Here is a 16,868-nt window from a genome sequence, read left to right as displayed (position 1 = left end):
GCGGATATGTCTTTGGGGTAGGCCAGTCTGCCTGTTTGATGATCAACTTTTCAGGACTTGCCGCCCGGATGTGTGACTTTCGTCAGATTTTATTCGGTCCCGCGTTTTTTCAACAGGAATTTTATCCGGGTACAGCGAAGAATAAACAAGCGTACAACAAGAATAAGATAGACAAGTACGAATTCTGATGGAGACAGGAGTGCAAACGGCTTGGAGGATCTGATTAAAGCCATCATACTGGGTATTGTAGAGGGATTGACGGAGTTTTTGCCTGTTTCCTCGACAGGGCACATGATTTTGACTGCTGATCTGCTCAATTTTACAGGAGAGCGCGCTAAAAGCTTTGAGATTGTCGTTCAGCTTGGAGCTGTGCTGGCTGTATTGGTGCTGTATTGGAGAAGGTTCACGGGCATTATTGTAGATGTGCTGAAGTTTGATCTGATGCATAAGAGAGGGATCAATCCGATGCATCTGATTTTGGCTATGGTGCCGGCTGTTATCGTAGGGCTGCTGCTGCACGGTTTTATCAAGGAATATTTGTTCAGTCCCCAGACGGTGTTGATTGGTCTGGTGCTCGGCGGTATTCTGATGATTGTTGCTGAACGCGCGAAGGTGAAAGTAACGGCTGAGAACGTGGACGGCATTACGTACAAGCAGGCGTTCGGCATTGGATTGTTCCAACTGCTCGCGCTGTGGCCCGGATTCTCCCGCTCCGGCTCGACGATTTCCGGAGGGCTTCTGATTGGAACCAGCCAGAAGGCAGCCGCGGAATTTACCTTTATTGTTTCCGTGCCGGTCATGTTCGGCGCGACACTGCTTGATTTGGTGAAGAGCCGGGATATTCTGACGACACAGGACCTTCCGGTGTTCCTCGTCGGACTAGCTGCCGCATTTATTGTGGCTATGCTTGCGGTGGTTACCTTTTTGAATCTGATCAAAAAGCTGAAATTGTCGTGGTTTGCGGTTTACCGTTTTGCGCTCGCCGCTATTTTTCTTATTTTTGTTGTGCTGTAACATTCCAAATGATTTTTAAAATATAAGCATGTATAAACGTTCTTTTTATAATGGCTTATATTTCTCCGCGAAACGAAGTTTTTGCCCGTCAAAGGACGGCAAAGCCGTTTACGCTTGGCCCGTTTCGGTCTAGGACCGGCGGGTTTTTTTGAAATATAGGGATAAAACCGAAGCTGTTTTCACCCTGATTTTTGGGCTTGGCTGCTTGTCAATTGCAGGTGGCGGGTCAACTGGACGCGGATAGCGTCCAGCAGTTATAATCGGGTTAGCAACGATGGATCTCGCCCGGGTAAACGGTAAGCGTATGGGGGATGGAGCGGCTATGAGCCATATCGTACTCTATCAGTCTGCTTATTCCAAATAGAATTTATTTTTGGGGGAATTCATATGTTAATCAGCACAACTCCGACGCTGGAAGGCCGTCCGATTCAGGACTACATCGGCATTGTGAACGGCGAGGCTATCATGGGCGCCAATATTGTCAGAGATTTTCTTGCCTCCATCACAGATGTCGTAGGGGGGCGCTCCGGCGCTTACGAGGACAAGCTCAAGGAGGCGAGAGACGTCGCTTTCGAAGAAATGAAAGAACAGGCCCGCCGCATGGGCGCCAACGGAATTGTCGGCATTGACATCGATTATGAGATTATTCGCGATGGTATGCTGATGGTGGCGGTCAGCGGGACGGCTGTAAGAATCTAATGGACAGGAGAAGTGAAAGATGAGTTATCCGGAATGGACGACAGAAGAGCTGGCTGCCAAGCTTGCAGACGGGGAGAAAGTCAATCTGGTCGATGTAAGAGAAGTTGAGGAATGGGAGGAAGGCCACATCCAAGAGGCGCGCCTCATTCCGCTGTCAGAGCTGACAGAGCGGCTGGATGAACTGAAGCAGGATGAACCGCCGATCGTGCTGATTTGCCGGAGCGGTAATCGCAGCGGCAAAGCCAGCGCCTATCTGGCGAGTCAAGGCTATAATGTTGTCAATATTGCGGGCGGCATGCTGGACTGGTCCGGTGATGTCGTGACCGGAAGCTAGGAGGCAAGCCGATGGCGCTGCCCTTCTTGACTTCAACGACTTATCAGTCCCAAGTATGGCCATTGTTTCGACTGGAGCATCGTGACAGCCATATCATTGCCTATGGCGGGGGCGCGCTGGAGTGTCTGAGCAGCGCGGTTTATAATGGCGGCCTGCGAACAGCGGACTCCTTTATGAACTGGCAGGTGCAGCCTGATTATGATTGCTCCGACCCTGTGGGCGATCTTAAGCGAACATTGGCCGCGTCCGGCTATCCAGCCTCCACAGTCGGCCTGATCACAGCCGCCCCTGTGGAGCATGCTTCTGTACTCGAAGGTTCTGGTGACCGATTCGAATGGATTTGCTGTACGACGCTTGGTCTGGGCGGCGCTGCCCGTGGAGGGCAAAAGCGGAACGTGTATCCTTCTTATATCCCGGGAACGATCAATACGATGCTGTTCATACGGGGGCGGGTATCACAGGCTGCACTCGTCAATCTGGTGATTACAGCTGCCGAAGCTAAAGCTGCGGCATTGGCGGATATGAATGTCAACGATAAGGAACTGGGGCTGCCCGCCACGGGAACGCCTACCGATGCGATCATAATTGGCGCCAGCCAGACTGGCCCGGTGCCTGAAATTCATGAATATACAGGCCTTGCCACCACGCTGGGCAATGCGGTCAGTTGTGCGGTCTATGATTCGATATGCGAGGCGGCCGCTGATTATTTCAAGCGATTACAAGTAGAAGTGTGAAATGCGTCATTATGGTTTACACTTGGCCGTACAGGCGGCATACATACAGCACGTGCAAGAACCTTCTTAACCGCCTCATGGCGGCCAGGAAGGTTCTTTTTGCTTAAGAAATCTTAAAAATCATAAACTTACCTTTAAGTTTGGGACAAAGTTTGTACCAATCGTGTATAGTAAAAGCAACTCAAAAGAATAGGTAAAAGGGGTCACACAATGAGCCAGCGGCGGTTGTTAATTGTCGATGATGACAAAGAGATTGCAGATCTGATTGAAATATATTTGAAGAATGAAGGCTTTGAGGTGATAAAGGCCTATAACGGCGAGGAGGCGCTGCACAAGCTGGAGGAATCGGCATTCCATCTGGTTGTGCTCGATATCATGATGCCGAAGGTGGACGGTCTGGAGGTCTGCCGAACGATACGCAAGGACAAAGCGATACCGATTCTCATGCTGAGCGCAAAGGCAGAGGATATGGATAAAATTATGGGCCTGATGACCGGAGCGGATGACTATATGGTCAAGCCCTTCAATCCGCTGGAGCTGGTTGCCCGCATCAAGTCGCTGCTGCGCCGGTCGTATCAGTACAGTACCACGACGTCTTCGTCGGAGCAGGGGGAGAATACCCTCGTATTGGGCCCGCTGAAAATCGGGAGGTTTACGCATACGGTTGAGGTGGAGGGGAGGCCGCTTCATTTGACAAGCACTGAATTCGGCATTCTGTTCCTGCTTGCCAGCCATCCGGGCAGAGTATTCAGTGCCGAGGATATTTTTCAGCAAGTGTGGAAGGAAAAATATTTTGAATCGAATAATACGGTCATGGTGCATATTAGCAAGCTGCGGGACAAGCTGGAGCATGAGCTTGGCGACAAGCTGATCGTGACTGTGTGGGGGGTCGGCTACAAAATTGAAGGGTAATGTGACAGCAGGCATGACGATCCGATTTCTCGGGACTGTCATTGCCGCCGCTTTTTTGGGTTTGATCACCTTCTATCTTCTTGTTGTATTAGGGGCGTCAGTATTAAGCGACTTCCCGTTAATCGGACAGATCGCCAGATTCGTAATGAATATTTTCAACGGAAGTCTGTTTGTTTTTATAGGCTGGTTTTTCTTCTTTATCGTATATCTTGTGCTGCTGCAATGGCGGCGTTTCCGCTATTTCGGAGAGGTTAGCGAAGCGGTGATGCATATTTCCGAAGGAAACTTTGATTATAAAGTTCCGGTGAGACAGCGCAACGAGTATGGTGATCTGGCTTCTTTCACGAACAGGCTTGTCACTCAGCTCAAAACTTCCATGGACGAAGAACGCCGCGCCGAGCAGACTAAAAATGAGCTGGTTACGAATGTTTCCCACGATCTGCGGACACCGCTCACCTCGATTATCGGTTATTTGGGTCTGATTGAACAGGATCGGTACAGGGATGAGGTAGAGCTAAGGCACTACATTCAGATTGCTTATGAGAAGTCGCTTCGGCTTAATGTGTTGATTAATGATCTGTTTGAATATACACGGATGCGCAACAATACTTCGCCGATTCGTCTCGTTACGTTCAATGTAGTGGAAATGCTGCAGCAATTGCTTGAGCAATACCGTCTGACGCTGGAGGAAGCGGGAATGAGAGGGACGTTGCAGTCTGATTCAAGCAAAGTCCCCGTCACAGGTGATCCGAACAAGGTCGTTCGGATATTTGAGAATTTGTTGTCCAATTCGGTACATTATGGGAAATCCGGCAAGCGGGTGGACATTCGCATCTATCTGAATCAGGCGGATGCTGTCGTGGAAGTGACCAATTATGGAGAGGCCATTCCGGAGATTGATTTGCCGTATTTGTTTGACCGCTTTTACCGGGTGGACAAGTCCCGTTCCGCACATGACGGAGGGTCCGGTCTTGGCCTCGCGATTGCCAAAAATATCGTGGAGAAGCATGGGGGCACAATTGAAGCAGTCAGTGATTCGGATATGACAACCTTTAAAGTGAAGCTGCCGCTTGCGGACTGAATGGCTCCTGGAAAAAATGAACTTTCCCCACGCTTGTTTCGTCCTTTTTATATAAATTTAAGAAAAATTTATGATTTCATTAGGATGAATTTAAACACGCTCCGTTACAATGAAGCACAATCAGATTTTTAGAGCGGGGAGTGGTTGATAGTGAAGGGATTGGTTGTTCTGATGGTGCTGTTGCTGGTGGGGCTTTGGATATATGGCAAGTTCGGTGCGTCTGAAACTTCTCAAGCGCTGTCCATGCCAGCAGGGCATGCTGCAGAAGAAAATTCGCCGGCGAACCTTTCGAACAAATCATGAAATAGGCTTAAGGCCGAAATTGGTTTCGCTTGAAATATAAGAATTTATAAGTTTTACATTCATAAATAACTTATATTTCTACGCGAAACGAAACTTGTAGCCACCAGAGGATGGCAAAGCCGTTTACGCTTGGGGAGGAAGAATAGAGCATGGATTTTCAAAGCAAAATCAAGATCCTTAAGCAATATGAGGCGGAATGCTATCAGGTTTGCTTTTACTTGACAGACGATAGCGAAGCGGCAGGGAGAGCAGCAGAGGAAACGATCGTGGATCTGTTTGCCAGCGCTACGTTCTGGAGTGCCGATGAGGCAGTTCGGCGCAAAGCGATTCGTGCTGCGGCGTTTCGTCGATGTGTCGAGCTCCTCAAGCGGGCTGTAGCTGTATAAAGGTTTACATACTACCAATAAGCGTAGCTATTATAGTAAAAATTAAATCAGGTATTGGCTATCTGCTTCAAGTCCGCACATGAAAAAAGCGACCTGCATAGTGAGATCGCTTGAATATTACAATTTCTTTAGAGTGTGAAATTTAAGTTAGCAGAGATTTCTTTGGTTGCAATAGTACCAATGCCTTCAAAGAAAATTACAAGAGACAGGTCTCCAGAGATACGAGCAGTTCCGCCTGTTCTAGCTGAGTTTAAGTTGACATATGATCTGGTTGAGCTATGCGTCCAAACATTACCCGGGTGAAATCCATACATTTGACTATCCGTTGTAGTCGATGTGATTTTCCCGTTTGAAACTTCTCCGATTATAAATCCCTTGATCCAGGAAATACCGAGAGGGTCCTCAGAGATAACAGCTTCCCACATTAGCTACTTCGTCTGTGATATAAAACAAAAGTGCTGCATGTTCATCAATACTACTGACTTGGATACCGCTCGTTGGTTCAACTGTTACTTCTGAAGAAGAGGTAAATCCTGTAGCTTGTTGAACTTCTTCTATAGTAGAGAATTTCCCTGCATATTCCTCAAAGTAACTAGCTGGAACAATATCCCATACTGAGGTGCCTGAATGTTTTTCGGCTGCACTAATAGGTACTGCAAGCACAAACAAAAGAACCAAAGACAACAACCCAAACTGACCATTTTTTTAAAAATCTTAACATTAAATCACTTTCCCTTCCAATAAATTTAGTTTATAGTAAAATATGTGAGTACAAAAGAGGTGTTAGAATTTATGGGAACATCATTTACACAGGGATTGCGATGTGGCTAGTAATTATTGCAATACTGTCACTTTTGGTTTGGGCACTAATCAAATACATTAAAAAGAGATAGTTTAACTTTTTTCTAAAATACCAAAATCACCTGGCTGTTTAGACTTGTACGGTGTTTTGATCCCTGTCTCGAAAACGGAGGTCAGTTCCAGCAGTAGTTGTTCGGGCTCTTCCAGCTCAAACCGCGTTCGAGGAATCTCTTTTAGAAAAACAAGGTTTTATCCTTGAATCAATTGTGATCATAGCGTACACTACGTGAAAATAGCTAATATTTTTGAAGGAGCTTTTCACTATGCACTCATTTCCAATTGATTCACTTATACCGAAGTTGAAGGAAGCCCTGATGGCATCCTCCGGTGCGGTGCTTGCCGCCGATCCGGGAGCGGGGAAGACGACCAGGGTTCCGCTCGCGCTGATGGATGAAGTGTGGCTGCAGGGCAAAAAAATAGTAATGCTCGAGCCACGCAGGCTTGCTGCCCGGGCGGCAGCCCGCTACATGGCGGCATCTCTTGAGGAACCATGCGGCGATACGGTCGGCTACCGGGTTCGCAATGATACATGCGCCGGGCCCAATACCCGGATTGAGGTTGTAACCGAAGGGGTGCTTACCCGGATGTTGCAGCGTGATCAGGCGCTTGAGGATACGGGGCTGATCATCTTCGATGAATTTCATGAACGCAGTCTTCACGCAGATTTGGGTCTGGCGCTCAGCCTTCAGTCCCAGCAGCTTTTGCGACCGGAGCTGCGTATTTTGGTGATGTCCGCAACTTTACATACCGGACCTGTCTCGGCGCTGCTCGGGAATGTTCCCATTCTGCACAGCGAGGGACGGGTCTATCCTGTGCAGACCATTTATTCAGAGCAGCGGCAAGCTGCCAGAGTGGAGGAGAGGGCGGCCGCAGCCGTCAGGAGGGCACTTGCCCAACAGCCGGAAGGAGACATATTGGTGTTCTTGCCGGGAACCGGAGAGATAGCGCGCACAGCAGGTTATCTTCGCTCGGCCAGTCTGCCTGCGAGCACCGTAATTCGTCCGCTTCACGGCAATCTTCCGCTGGAAGAGCAGGATCACGCCATTACCCCTGACCAACAAGGAAGGCGTAAAATCGTGCTTTCAACTTCAATTGCCGAATCGTCATTGACGGTGCAGGGAGTTCGTATCGTTATCGACGGCGGGCTAATGCGGGTGTCCAGGTTTTCCCCGCGGACAGGACTGTCCCGTCTGGAGACGGTCACTGTATCCCGGGCGTCTGCGGATCAGCGCAGAGGACGGGCAGGCAGATTAGCCCCCGGAGTCTGTTACCGGCTGTGGACGGAGGAAGAAGACCGGCAGCTTGCGCCATTCAGCAGGCCTGAGATGATGGATGCCGATCTGTCGGCGCTCGCGCTGGAACTGGCTGCCTGGGGAGTCCGTGACCCGCAGGAACTGGACTGGCTGGATGTCCCGCCTGGCCCGGCGTTCCGTCAGGGAAGCGATGTGCTTGAGCAACTCGGAGCGCTTGACGAAGCAGGCAGGTTGACCGCTCACGGAGAGTTGCTGGCAGAGTCGGGCCTCCACCCCCGTCTTGGCAGTATGATCATACATGGGAGGCAACGTGGATACGGCGCGGAGGCCTGTCTGCTCGCCGGAATATTGTCCGAGCGTGATGTGCTCCGCAAGGAAGAGGGTCGTACCGAAGCCGACATTCGCTTGCGCATGGAGGCGCTGTGTGGCGGCGGTCTGTCCGGCTACCGGCTTGATCCCGGCAGAAGTGCCGGCATTCTCGCCGAGTACCGTCGTTACCAGTCCCAGTTCGGGATGGGGGCAACGAAGCTGGCGGATATTCGGACGGATGCCGCAGGCTTGCTGCTCGCCTTCGCCTACCCGGACCGAATTGCCAAACAGCGTTCCCACGGCAAGTTTTTGCTGCGCAGCGGCCGGGGAGCTGCGCTTGCTGAACTCCAGCCGCTCTCGGTCGAGCCCTACCTTGTTGTGGCAGAGTTGGATGATCAGGGTACTGAGAGCCGGATTCAATTGGCTGCTGCGATTGCATTGGAACAAATAATTGAAAGCGCCGGAGCGGAAATGAGGAAGGAATCGACCGTGGAATGGAGCCGCGATGATCAGGCTGTACGCGCGCGCACCCGGACCCGGTTGGGCGAGCTTGTGCTGGAGGAGAAACCGCTGGCTAGACCGGATGCCCAGCTGGTTGCTAGTGCGCTTGCTGATGGCATCCGACAACATGGACTTGTTCTGCTTCCGTGGACGAAGCCTCTTCGCCAGCTTCAGCAGCGGCTTGAGTTTATGCACGGCCAGGATGCGCGCTGGCCGGGCGCTGATGATGCAGCGCTGCTGGAGTCGCTGAGTGAATGGCTTGTTCCCCATCTGTACGGCATGCGAAATCTGCAGGAATTGAAGCGGGTAAATTTGAAGCATGCGCTGGAGTCCATACTGACATGGGAGCAGCAACGACAGCTGGATCAAGAAGCGCCAACGCATATAACCGTACCCAGCGGCTCACGCATTGCAGTCGATTATAGCGAACCGGCGGCTCCGGTATTAGCTGTCCGCTTGCAGGAGCTGTTCGGCTTGCTGGATACTCCGCGGATTGGCACGCAAAAAATCCCGCTCACGCTGCATTTGCTATCTCCGGCAGGGAGGCCGGTGCAGGTAACACGGGATCTGAAACATTTTTGGAGCTCAACTTATTTTGATGTCAAAAAGGATTTGAAAGGACGCTATCCGAAGCACTATTGGCCGGATGACCCGTTTGCAGCCCTACCGACCAGCCGCGTCCGTCCAAGGACTTAGCGGGGGATGGCGGCTATCTGCCGCGGCGCCCGCCAGAGCGTCCCCCTGTCTGTCCCCTGCCGCCGGGACGCGAAGAAGCTTGTCCGCCGCGTCCACTGCCTTGACTTGTACCGGTACGGCCACGCTGATCTTGTCTGCTGCCGCCTTGATTATTGCCCCGGGCCTCAGCTTGCTGAAGGCCTTCTTGGCGCTTGCCCGTTCCGCCGCGCCCGTTCCTGCCGCCTGTACTTCTTCCTCCCGCAGAATCTGACGCGTTCCGGCTGCCGATGCGCCCGTCCGAACGAGAGCTACGCTGCTCAGAACGCCCGCCCCGTCCTCCGGAGCGTCCCTGTGAACGTCCATCGGAGCGTCCAGCCCCCCGCTCACCAGCAGACAATCCGGCACCTCTTCCGCGCCCGTTGCGGGATGGAGTTTCATCGAATTCCGCCGCCGTCTCAGTATTCTCCACGTAAGCCGACATTGGCTGCCGTTCAAGCGTCGCATGGATACCGCGCTCGATTGCGAGCAGATTCATCCGGTCTCGCGGCGAGGCGAAGGTGACCGCCGTGCCGCTCTGGCCGGCGCGTCCTGTACGTCCGATCCGGTGGATGTAAGTTTCCGCATCCTGAGGGATATCGTAGTTGATGACATGGGTGACGCCTTCTACGTCCAGTCCGCGAGCGGCAACGTCCGTTGCTACCAGCACTTGCAGCTTGGCACTGCGGAACCGGCGCATGACTTGCTCGCGCTTGGCTTGCGTCAGATCGCCGTGCAGCTCATCAACCTCAATCCCTTCCTCTTGCAAAGATGCGGTCAGCTTCTTTGCCCGTATTTTAGTCCGACAAAATACTACCGCCAGATAGGGTCGCTGTCTGTTGATTAGACCTACTAGCGTGCCAAGCTTGCCCCGATCTGTCGTATCGACGACAATCTGTTTGATCGAATCCAGCGTAACCCGCTCGCTGCGGATGCGGATATCCTCGGACTCCAGCATATAGGAAGAAGCAAGCCTGCGCACAGAATCCGGCATTGTCGCCGAGAATAGCAGTGTCTGCTTGTTTTTTGATGTTTGCGACAGGATTTCCTCGACTTCATTGAGAAAGCCCATATGGAGCATCTGATCCGCTTCATCCAGCACAAGCATGTTCAGTTTCCAAAATTGCAGCGTGCCGCGGCGCAGATGATCCAGCAGCCGCCCTGGCGTACCGACCACAATTTGCACGGCACCTTGGGTTTTGCGAATTTGTGCCTCCACATCCTGCCCGCCGTATGCGGCCAGCACATTGTATCCGAGCGAATCGGCCAACTTGCTGATTTCCTTTGTAATCTGAATGGCAAGCTCACGGGTCGGGGTAATGATCAATCCCTGCACATTCAGGTTCGCGGGCTGTATTTTCTCCAGCATCGGGAGTGCGAAGGCAAGTGTCTTGCCTGTACCGGTTTGAGCCTGAGCGATGACGTCCTTACCGCGAAGTACTACCGGGATTGTCTGCTCCTGCACCGGAGTCGGCTTCACGATACCGCCGGATCTCAGAATAGCTGCCAGGGAAGGGCGAATCCCCAAGGATTGAAAAGTAGATGACATTATGCATGGCCTCATTTCTTTAAGTTATGTATTCATATCAATCGCCTTCTATACAGGAAGCCTTGCGCTTTATCGGCATGGATGGCGCGCGTTAATGGCTGTTTTCGTTTGAAATGTATTCTTAGTATACCAGAGTCTGCATTCGTTTGCAGAGCGGAGGAACTTTTTGTTGTATAGATGGATAGGAAAGAATAAATGAATACTATTATTTTACATAAAATGTAAAAATATATAAAAAGAAATATTTATGAGACACTACTTCGTAACATCACATAAAGGAGAGAAGGTCTCATGCCAAACGAGGAGTTGCAGAGCAAGTTGGATCTTACGCCAGAAGAGCTGCTTTCCCAGTTTGCCGACGAGCCTTGCCCGGATTCTATTTCGAAACTGTTGGATAGAGTCGGGCTTATTATGGGCAGAATTATTCCCCTTTTCCCCAGGTGATGAGCACAGGGAAGCCGGTTAAGGCTGTTGCCAATATGCTGGAGGGACGCATTGTCATTCTGACAGACGGTTCCCCCTTTGTCTTGTTGTGCCTGCTGTATTTGCCCAGTTTCTCCAGACGACAGAAGATTATGCAACCCGATTCCTCCAGGGAAGCTTCGTTAGAATGGCTCGTGCCGCAGGAGCAAAAGGAAGCAACGGGAGGATGAACTAGATAATTTCTTGAAGGTATCAGTATTGTTTGTTGGATGGCTTTCGTACTATCTTAGTAAATCCATACAAGTGGCAGGAGTGGTGACAGGGGCATATTTAGTATTGCTTATTGTCATAGCCATTATCATTTGGCAGCAGCGCATGGAGAGGCTGCGCAACTCAGGAATTAAAGATATTGACAAGATGGAAGGGCGACAATTTGAGCAATACTTATAGTAAGAATGTAGGAGTTAAGGCAGTCCAAGAGGTTCAGACTTCTGTGGCCTATTATGGGGCGTCTGAAGCCTGGGTGATAACAAATGTTGATTATACCGAACAAGCCTATATACTAGCTAAATCAAACTCTGTACGGCTTATAAATCGTGAAGAACTGATTGAGATGATTCTAAGAATAAAGTCAGCGGGTAAAGCTAAGAGTCAGGCAAAAGCAGTCGATACAACATATCATACCAACCACAACAGTTGAAAGAATAAAAAATCAGCTAATCTAAAAAAACAAAATGATCGCCTTTTACAGGGGCGACAAAAAACGTTTGGATTGGTACAATAAATCGGTACATCAAGCTTGAGTAAAAGGAGCACCAATCTGATGCAATTCAATGTGAATTATTTATCTTTCTTCGTTATTATGACGGATGCCGCGGACTCAGAGTCCGGGAGAAAATATAAACATTTTCAGACGCTGGATGAGGATGATTATAGTGAGAGTGAACTGAAGTCATTTTTGGATGGCGAGTTCGTAAAAATATGCAAGCGCAAGGTAGAGAAAAACCCGAGTACCGATGCGGTCCCTACGAAAATCGGACGATTCATTGTTGAGCCGGGATATGATCTTGGCAGCAATCCTAATTTCAACTTGATGCAGCGGCTTAGAGAGGCGCAGGACAAAGAGGAGTTTCTTGGGCTGGCCGACGAAATGCTGCGTATCTATATGGAAACTAGCGCAGTTCGCGGAGGCGCCTTTATTGTCGCGGATGTTCAAGTTTACCCTTACTTTGACCAACCGCTGCTATTTGTGATGAAATGTGATTTCGAATCTAAAATCGCTCGCATTTCTGATGAACGCAGTCTGATCTCTCATGTGGAGATGGCGATTAGCGCCCGCAATATCAAATCCATTCAATATCCGCATATGCCGGAGGAAGGAATGCTCGACGAATGGGAACTCAAGATTCATCAGGCCTCTCATGCCCGTTATTTTGAAGACTTTCTCAAGTTTGTTACCTATGAAAAGCCAATGCCGGAAATTATCAATGAGCAGGTGTTTTCCATGGTGCAGCAGTATATGGAAGAAAAGTGGGAGGCTGCGCCGGACAATGAGCAGGGGAGGCATGAGGAGGAGCAGAGTCTTGAGATATGGGCCGCAAGTGACAAGCGAGAGCTTCAGGAAAAATGGTCGCATGATCTTGTAGTTGAAGCTGCATCGCAGCTCACCCAGCATAAGCCGGATCTGGATTTGCGCTTCAAGGTTGGAGGAGTGGCGGTAAAGGGGCAGCTTGCGGACTATGGGGCAAGCATTCATCTGGCCCGTCATAATGGACGTTATATAGCCGTTATCGAAGGGGATGCTGTGGAGTTCGAGAAGGGCAAGTCACCGGTAGAACTGCTGCATCCGCAGGAGTTGATGGATATCATCGAATTAATCGGGAATAAGCGGGGCGAAGAAGATCAAGAGGCAGACTAACCCCTCCCCCCGCTGGCGAAAATCTACATATATTGCAGCCTTCAAAAGAGCCCGGGGCGGGCCGTTTTTAAGGAGATTGTTTTTTGAGACGCGATTCAAGAATAAAGGTAGCGAACGGGATAATAGAAGCTATGACGGCAAACGCTATTGCGTCCATTTTCCACTTTTTCTGATAGGCAACCTGGGCCAATGCCAGCATATAAAGCACAAACAGCAAACCATGAATGCCGCCAACTATGGTGACAGGCTGGGGGATATCCATCCAGTATTTCATCGGCATAGCGATAATCAACAGTACAAGGTATGAGATGCCTTCATACAGAGCAATTATCCGAAAGCGGCCCAAGGCAGTTTTCAACATATGCAACCTCCTTCCATAAAAAATAATGATCTGGACGTATCCATTATAGTCGGAAACAGATTTCGATAGAGTAAGTACCGTGATAATTCAAAATAAATTCACATAATGCCAACAGAATCACTACGTCAAACTTTTGCCCATCACAGGACGACAAAGTCATTTACGCTTGAATTATTTTTCAGTTTTTGAGCCAGCAATAGAGTGCCTTTCGGGAAGATGTTATATAATAGGGTAGTAGCTTGTTGTTCTGAAAAAATCTGTGGTCGATAGCGGCAACGTACAGCCGAGAAACTTGGTTAAATCCAGTCTGTAAACCGGCCGAGCCAAAAAAGTGATGGTTTCTGGAACTTCGTGATGATAAAATTATGATACATATCATAGAGAATAAGCGTTATAATAACTATTATTTTGAAGGAGGCACCTATGAACGCAACAATCATTGAAGCGCACATGAGCTGGAGTAAAGAGGAGGGTTATACCGGACAAGTAAAATTTACAATTGAGGGCCATAGTCGTGCTTATGAGATAACGCTGCAAAAAAAGCGGGGCAATGACTGGATGTATGGATTGCTTTTTGCCGATGGTATGGGGAAAGAAGAGGAGATTATGCTTTTGGAGGAACAGTTGGAAGAAAACGATGAATTGTTTGACACTCTTGTTGAAGCTGCCAAAAGCACCTTGGAGAAAGAGTGAGGCCATTCTGGCCAACGAACAAAACTAGAGTGCAAAAAGGCGGTAGGTGGGAGAAATGAGACATCCGGGCAACGAGAGCCTGCGGTCTGGCGGGAGCCAGAGAGGGGAACAACTAATTAAAGAAGGCAGGAGAAGGTTTCTCTCTGAGTTTCAAAAATATATTCGTGAACTGGAGTGCCTTCTTGAAACATGCAGCACTGGCGATGAGGGGAGCAGGGTCAAGCTGCGTACAATTGCTCATACCATGAAAGGCAGCGCACCCGTATTTGGCTTGAACCGAATCGGTGAAATTTCCGCGCGTTTGCTTGACTTGTGGGAGGAGGACAGCGCTTCTCTGACTGATAAGACAAAAGTTCGCACTTTGCTGCAGCCGAGCCGTCAGCTCCTGAGCGAATTACATATGGAATATGAGATTTACCGCAAAGAGCTGGAGTTGGAAGGCGCCGACTCCCGGAGAAGCCAGGGCGTTCTTGCTACCCAAAGCCGCCTTCTAATCATTGACGATGATCCTGTACTGCGCTCATACCTGCTTCGGAGTCTGCAATATGATGGATATGAGGTGATGGAAGCCTCGGATGTGGAGAGCGGCAAGCGTCTGTTGCGGCAGCATCACTTCGATCTGATTATTTTGGACTTGATGATGTATCCGCAGTCAGGATATGAGTTGTTTGATTTTTTGAAGGAAGACCCCACTTTTAAATGGCTCCCACTTATCGTGCTGTCAGGGCGCGGTGATCTGCAGGATAAAGTACAATGTTTCTTCCTGGGCGCGGATGATTATGTAACCAAACCTTTCCAGTATGAAGAGCTCGCCGCAAGAATATACAGTCTGCTGCACAGAAACAAAGGCTTCGAGCAGATGGCATTTCGCGACCCTCTGACTGGCGTTTTTAATCGTCGTTATATGGATCAACAGCTGCAGCGCGAATTGCAGCGGATCGAGCGTTATCCGACGCCAATTACGATGGCATTCATTGATATTGACCGGTTTAAATCCATTAATGACACATTCGGTCATTCTGCGGGAGATGTCGTGTTGCAGGGGCTGGCGAATGTGCTGCAGAATCGGATGCGTGTGACCGACCTGATTGCCCGGTTTGGGGGAGAGGAGTTCGTCGTCGTCATGCCGAACACGACGGCTGAGGAAGGAGAGCGGGTGCTTGGCGAGGCGCTGCAGGTTGTGCGCGAAACGGCTGTTGCCCGTGATGAAGTCCGGGAATACCGGATTACGTTCTCTGCAGGAGTGGCACAATGGCGTGAAGGGCTGACGGCTGAGCAATGGATCAGGCTGGCAGATACGGCGATGTATAATTCCAAGGCCAACGGACGCAACCGCATTACGAGAATTTACCAGGATGAAAAGCAGCTTCCTTTGAAGGAAGAACAACGCAAGCTTAAAAAGCTCCTTGTTGCCGATGATGACGAAATTATCCGCTCCTTTATTGTAAATACATTGAACCATCTGCCAATTGAAATCATTCAGGCTGTGGACGGTCGGGATGCGCTTGATAAACTTCGAACCGAAGAGGTAGACCTGTGCATTCTGGATGGCATGATGCCTCGGATGGACGGGCTGACGCTGCTGCATGAGCTGCGTCGCGACAAGAGCCTGGCTGGCCATCAGGCGAAGGTTATTATGTTGACGGCCAGGAAGAAGGAAGAGGATATGCAACAAGGATTGCTGCTGGGAGCAGAGGAATATATGGCAAAACCATTTTCCATTGTAGAGCTGGAAATCCGGGTCAAGCGGCTGCTGGATATAACGGATCAAGCGTAACATGGCTGTAACGGCTGAGCATGGGAATACAGCTATCTTTACCCATGTATTATGTTTCGTGCGTGCGGGAAAAACAAGTACGAGCCAGAAGCGAGCTTCCAGGTTCTAAAAACTTGAAGGGAATGACGCACAGCATGAAACGTCTTGCAGCCTGCTTTATGCTAATTGCTTCACTGATGTTGATTCTGTCAGTACCGGCTTTCGCCAACACGGCAACGAGAATGGGTACAGATGTTGGAAGCTACGGTACTACTACTTATGACAGATACAACACGACTTATGATACCAATCGTATAGATCGTGGTGTACGTCCCTATGGTACTACAGGTTATGACCGTGTAACCACAGACGGTAACTACCATAATTACAATTTGCGGTCTGTTGATGGAACAACGACAACTGCAAGTCGCTACCGTGCTGCAGCTACAACGAATAACAACATGAGCTGGGGCTGGCTTGGTCTGTTGGGTCTGTTTGGCCTGATCGGCATGCGCGGACGCAACCGGGAAACATCCTAGAAAACCTGCTGTTGCATCTACAAATGCCATTCCTCTGAAAATTTTCAGAGCGAATGGCATTTGGTTTTTTACACATGGGGCTTGGTATCTGAACGTATGACGGTACAGGACTCCAAGATTAGGGAATGATTTTATCTGTTAAAGGAAAGCAGAGTCGTTTTCGCTTGTTGTAATAATGTAATAGGATCTAGCCCTTGCATGTCAAGGGCGCAAGCCAGAATATAAAGAATTCTTGTCGAAATTTGAAAAAAGATGTTGCAATTATAAAGGCTTTGTAGTAAAGTTAAGTTCTTGCCAGTGAGATGCTCATTGACAAGATGAGAAAGAAAAGAAAAAGCTTGCATTAATTTCTCATTGATGTTACAATCTAATTCTGAGCTTGAAATTGCCCTTTGAAAACTGAACAATAAGCGAATGAGTCAACGTTTGAAATATGAGCTAACAAGCTGATCTATAACTTTTATGGAGAGTTTGATCCTGGCTCAGGACGAACGCTGGCGGCGTGCCTAATACATGCAAGTCGAGCGGACT

Annotated in this window: 18 protein-coding genes, 1 rRNA gene and 1 pseudogene; 17 read left to right on the top strand and 3 right to left on the bottom strand. The window is 49.5% G+C overall.

What is annotated here, in order from left to right; genetic code table 11:
- Positions 1-210 precede the first annotated feature (210 nt).
- The 8 genes from JFN88_RS22925 to JFN88_RS22890 all read left to right on the top strand — a co-directional run bounded on the left by JFN88_RS22925 (position 211) and on the right by JFN88_RS22890 (position 5,463).
- On the top strand, positions 211-1,014 hold the full coding sequence (locus JFN88_RS22925; protein WP_199021677.1) for an undecaprenyl-diphosphate phosphatase: 804 nt from the start codon (positions 211-213) through the stop codon (positions 1,012-1,014).
- Positions 1,015-1,401: 387 nt separating this feature from the next.
- Positions 1,402-1,713, top strand: coding sequence for a YbjQ family protein (locus JFN88_RS22920; protein ID WP_199021676.1), 312 nt, complete (start codon positions 1,402-1,404; stop codon positions 1,711-1,713).
- Positions 1,714-1,732: 19 nt separating this feature from the next.
- Positions 1,733-2,047, top strand: a complete 315-nt coding sequence (locus JFN88_RS22915) for a rhodanese-like domain-containing protein (protein WP_199021675.1) — start codon at positions 1,733-1,735, stop codon at positions 2,045-2,047.
- Between the two features lie 11 nt (positions 2,048-2,058).
- Positions 2,059-2,781: an adenosylcobinamide amidohydrolase gene (locus tag JFN88_RS22910; protein WP_199021674.1), complete on the top strand. Its 723-nt coding sequence runs from the start codon at positions 2,059-2,061 to the stop codon at positions 2,779-2,781.
- A 210-nt stretch (positions 2,782-2,991) separates the two neighbouring features.
- A complete protein-coding gene (locus JFN88_RS22905; protein WP_199021673.1) occupies positions 2,992-3,693 on the top strand; it encodes a response regulator transcription factor in 702 nt (233 codons plus the stop codon).
- Positions 3,683-4,774, top strand: a complete 1,092-nt coding sequence (locus JFN88_RS22900) for a sensor histidine kinase (RefSeq protein ID WP_233168345.1) — start codon at positions 3,683-3,685, stop codon at positions 4,772-4,774. Before JFN88_RS22905 ends, JFN88_RS22900 begins: the two co-directional genes overlap by 11 nt.
- A gap of 150 nt (positions 4,775-4,924) precedes the next feature.
- Positions 4,925-5,077 (top strand): hypothetical protein, encoded by a 153-nt coding sequence (locus tag JFN88_RS22895; protein WP_199021672.1) that lies wholly within the window; start codon positions 4,925-4,927, stop codon positions 5,075-5,077.
- 149 nt (positions 5,078-5,226) lie between these two features.
- On the top strand, positions 5,227-5,463 hold the full coding sequence (locus tag JFN88_RS22890) for a hypothetical protein (RefSeq protein ID WP_199021671.1): 237 nt from the start codon (positions 5,227-5,229) through the stop codon (positions 5,461-5,463).
- A gap of 402 nt (positions 5,464-5,865) precedes the next feature.
- On the opposite strand, the gene JFN88_RS22885 is transcribed toward JFN88_RS22890, so the two are convergent.
- Positions 5,866-6,141 (bottom strand): hypothetical protein, encoded by a 276-nt coding sequence (locus tag JFN88_RS22885; RefSeq protein ID WP_199021670.1) that lies wholly within the window; start codon positions 6,139-6,141, stop codon positions 5,866-5,868.
- A 446-nt stretch (positions 6,142-6,587) separates the two neighbouring features.
- Here JFN88_RS22885 and hrpB point away from each other — a divergent pair, with 446 nt between their 5' ends.
- The gene (gene hrpB, locus JFN88_RS22880) at positions 6,588-9,083 is read left to right on the top strand and encodes an ATP-dependent helicase HrpB (protein WP_199021669.1); all 2,496 of its coding nucleotides are present in this window, start codon (positions 6,588-6,590) and stop codon (positions 9,081-9,083) included.
- Between the two features lie 13 nt (positions 9,084-9,096).
- On the opposite strand, the gene JFN88_RS22875 is transcribed toward hrpB, so the two are convergent.
- On the bottom strand, positions 9,097-10,647 hold the full coding sequence (locus tag JFN88_RS22875) for a DEAD/DEAH box helicase (protein ID WP_199021668.1): 1,551 nt from the start codon (positions 10,645-10,647) through the stop codon (positions 9,097-9,099).
- Positions 10,648-10,938: 291 nt separating this feature from the next.
- Between JFN88_RS22875 and JFN88_RS22870 the strand changes: the two genes are divergently transcribed.
- The 4 genes and pseudogenes from JFN88_RS22870 to JFN88_RS22855 all read left to right on the top strand — a co-directional run bounded on the left by JFN88_RS22870 (position 10,939) and on the right by JFN88_RS22855 (position 12,988).
- Complete coding sequence (locus JFN88_RS22870) at positions 10,939-11,091, top strand: hypothetical protein (RefSeq protein ID WP_199021667.1); 153 nt, start codon at positions 10,939-10,941, stop codon at positions 11,089-11,091.
- Positions 11,091-11,305, top strand: a pseudogene (locus tag JFN88_RS22865) (spore germination protein). Before JFN88_RS22870 ends, JFN88_RS22865 begins: the two are co-directional and overlap by 1 nt.
- Positions 11,306-11,503: 198 nt before the next feature.
- Positions 11,504-11,770 carry a restriction endonuclease gene (locus tag JFN88_RS22860; protein ID WP_233168343.1) on the top strand — a complete coding sequence of 89 codons (267 nt, stop codon included), beginning with the start codon at positions 11,504-11,506 and terminating at the stop codon, positions 11,768-11,770.
- Positions 11,771-11,893: 123 nt separating this feature from the next.
- Complete coding sequence (locus tag JFN88_RS22855; RefSeq protein WP_199021666.1) at positions 11,894-12,988, top strand: DUF3900 domain-containing protein; 1,095 nt, start codon at positions 11,894-11,896, stop codon at positions 12,986-12,988.
- Positions 12,989-13,055: 67 nt separating this feature from the next.
- On the opposite strand, the gene JFN88_RS22850 is transcribed toward JFN88_RS22855, so the two are convergent.
- Positions 13,056-13,349 carry a DUF3817 domain-containing protein gene (locus tag JFN88_RS22850; RefSeq protein WP_199021665.1) on the bottom strand — a complete coding sequence of 98 codons (294 nt, stop codon included), beginning with the start codon at positions 13,347-13,349 and terminating at the stop codon, positions 13,056-13,058.
- Positions 13,350-13,772: 423 nt separating this feature from the next.
- Here JFN88_RS22850 and JFN88_RS22845 point away from each other — a divergent pair, with 423 nt between their 5' ends.
- From JFN88_RS22845 to JFN88_RS22830, 4 genes are all read left to right on the top strand, one after another.
- Entirely contained in the window at positions 13,773-14,042 is a 270-nt protein-coding gene (locus JFN88_RS22845; RefSeq protein ID WP_199021664.1) for a hypothetical protein, read from the top strand.
- A 55-nt stretch (positions 14,043-14,097) separates the two neighbouring features.
- A complete protein-coding gene (locus tag JFN88_RS22840; RefSeq protein ID WP_199021663.1) occupies positions 14,098-15,819 on the top strand; it encodes a response regulator in 1,722 nt (573 codons plus the stop codon).
- 134 nt (positions 15,820-15,953) lie between these two features.
- The gene (locus JFN88_RS22835; protein WP_199021662.1) at positions 15,954-16,337 is read left to right on the top strand and encodes a WGxxGxxG family protein; all 384 of its coding nucleotides are present in this window, start codon (positions 15,954-15,956) and stop codon (positions 16,335-16,337) included.
- 459 nt (positions 16,338-16,796) lie between these two features.
- Positions 16,797-16,868, top strand: a 16S ribosomal RNA gene (locus tag JFN88_RS22830); the annotation flags it as partial.

Source organism: Paenibacillus roseus, assembly GCF_016424485.1.
Lineage (GTDB): Bacteria > Bacillota > Bacilli > Paenibacillales > Paenibacillaceae > Paenibacillus_D > Paenibacillus_D roseus.
The sequence above is the reverse complement of the archived record's forward strand: the minus strand, read 5'-3'. Positions and strand labels throughout refer to the sequence as shown.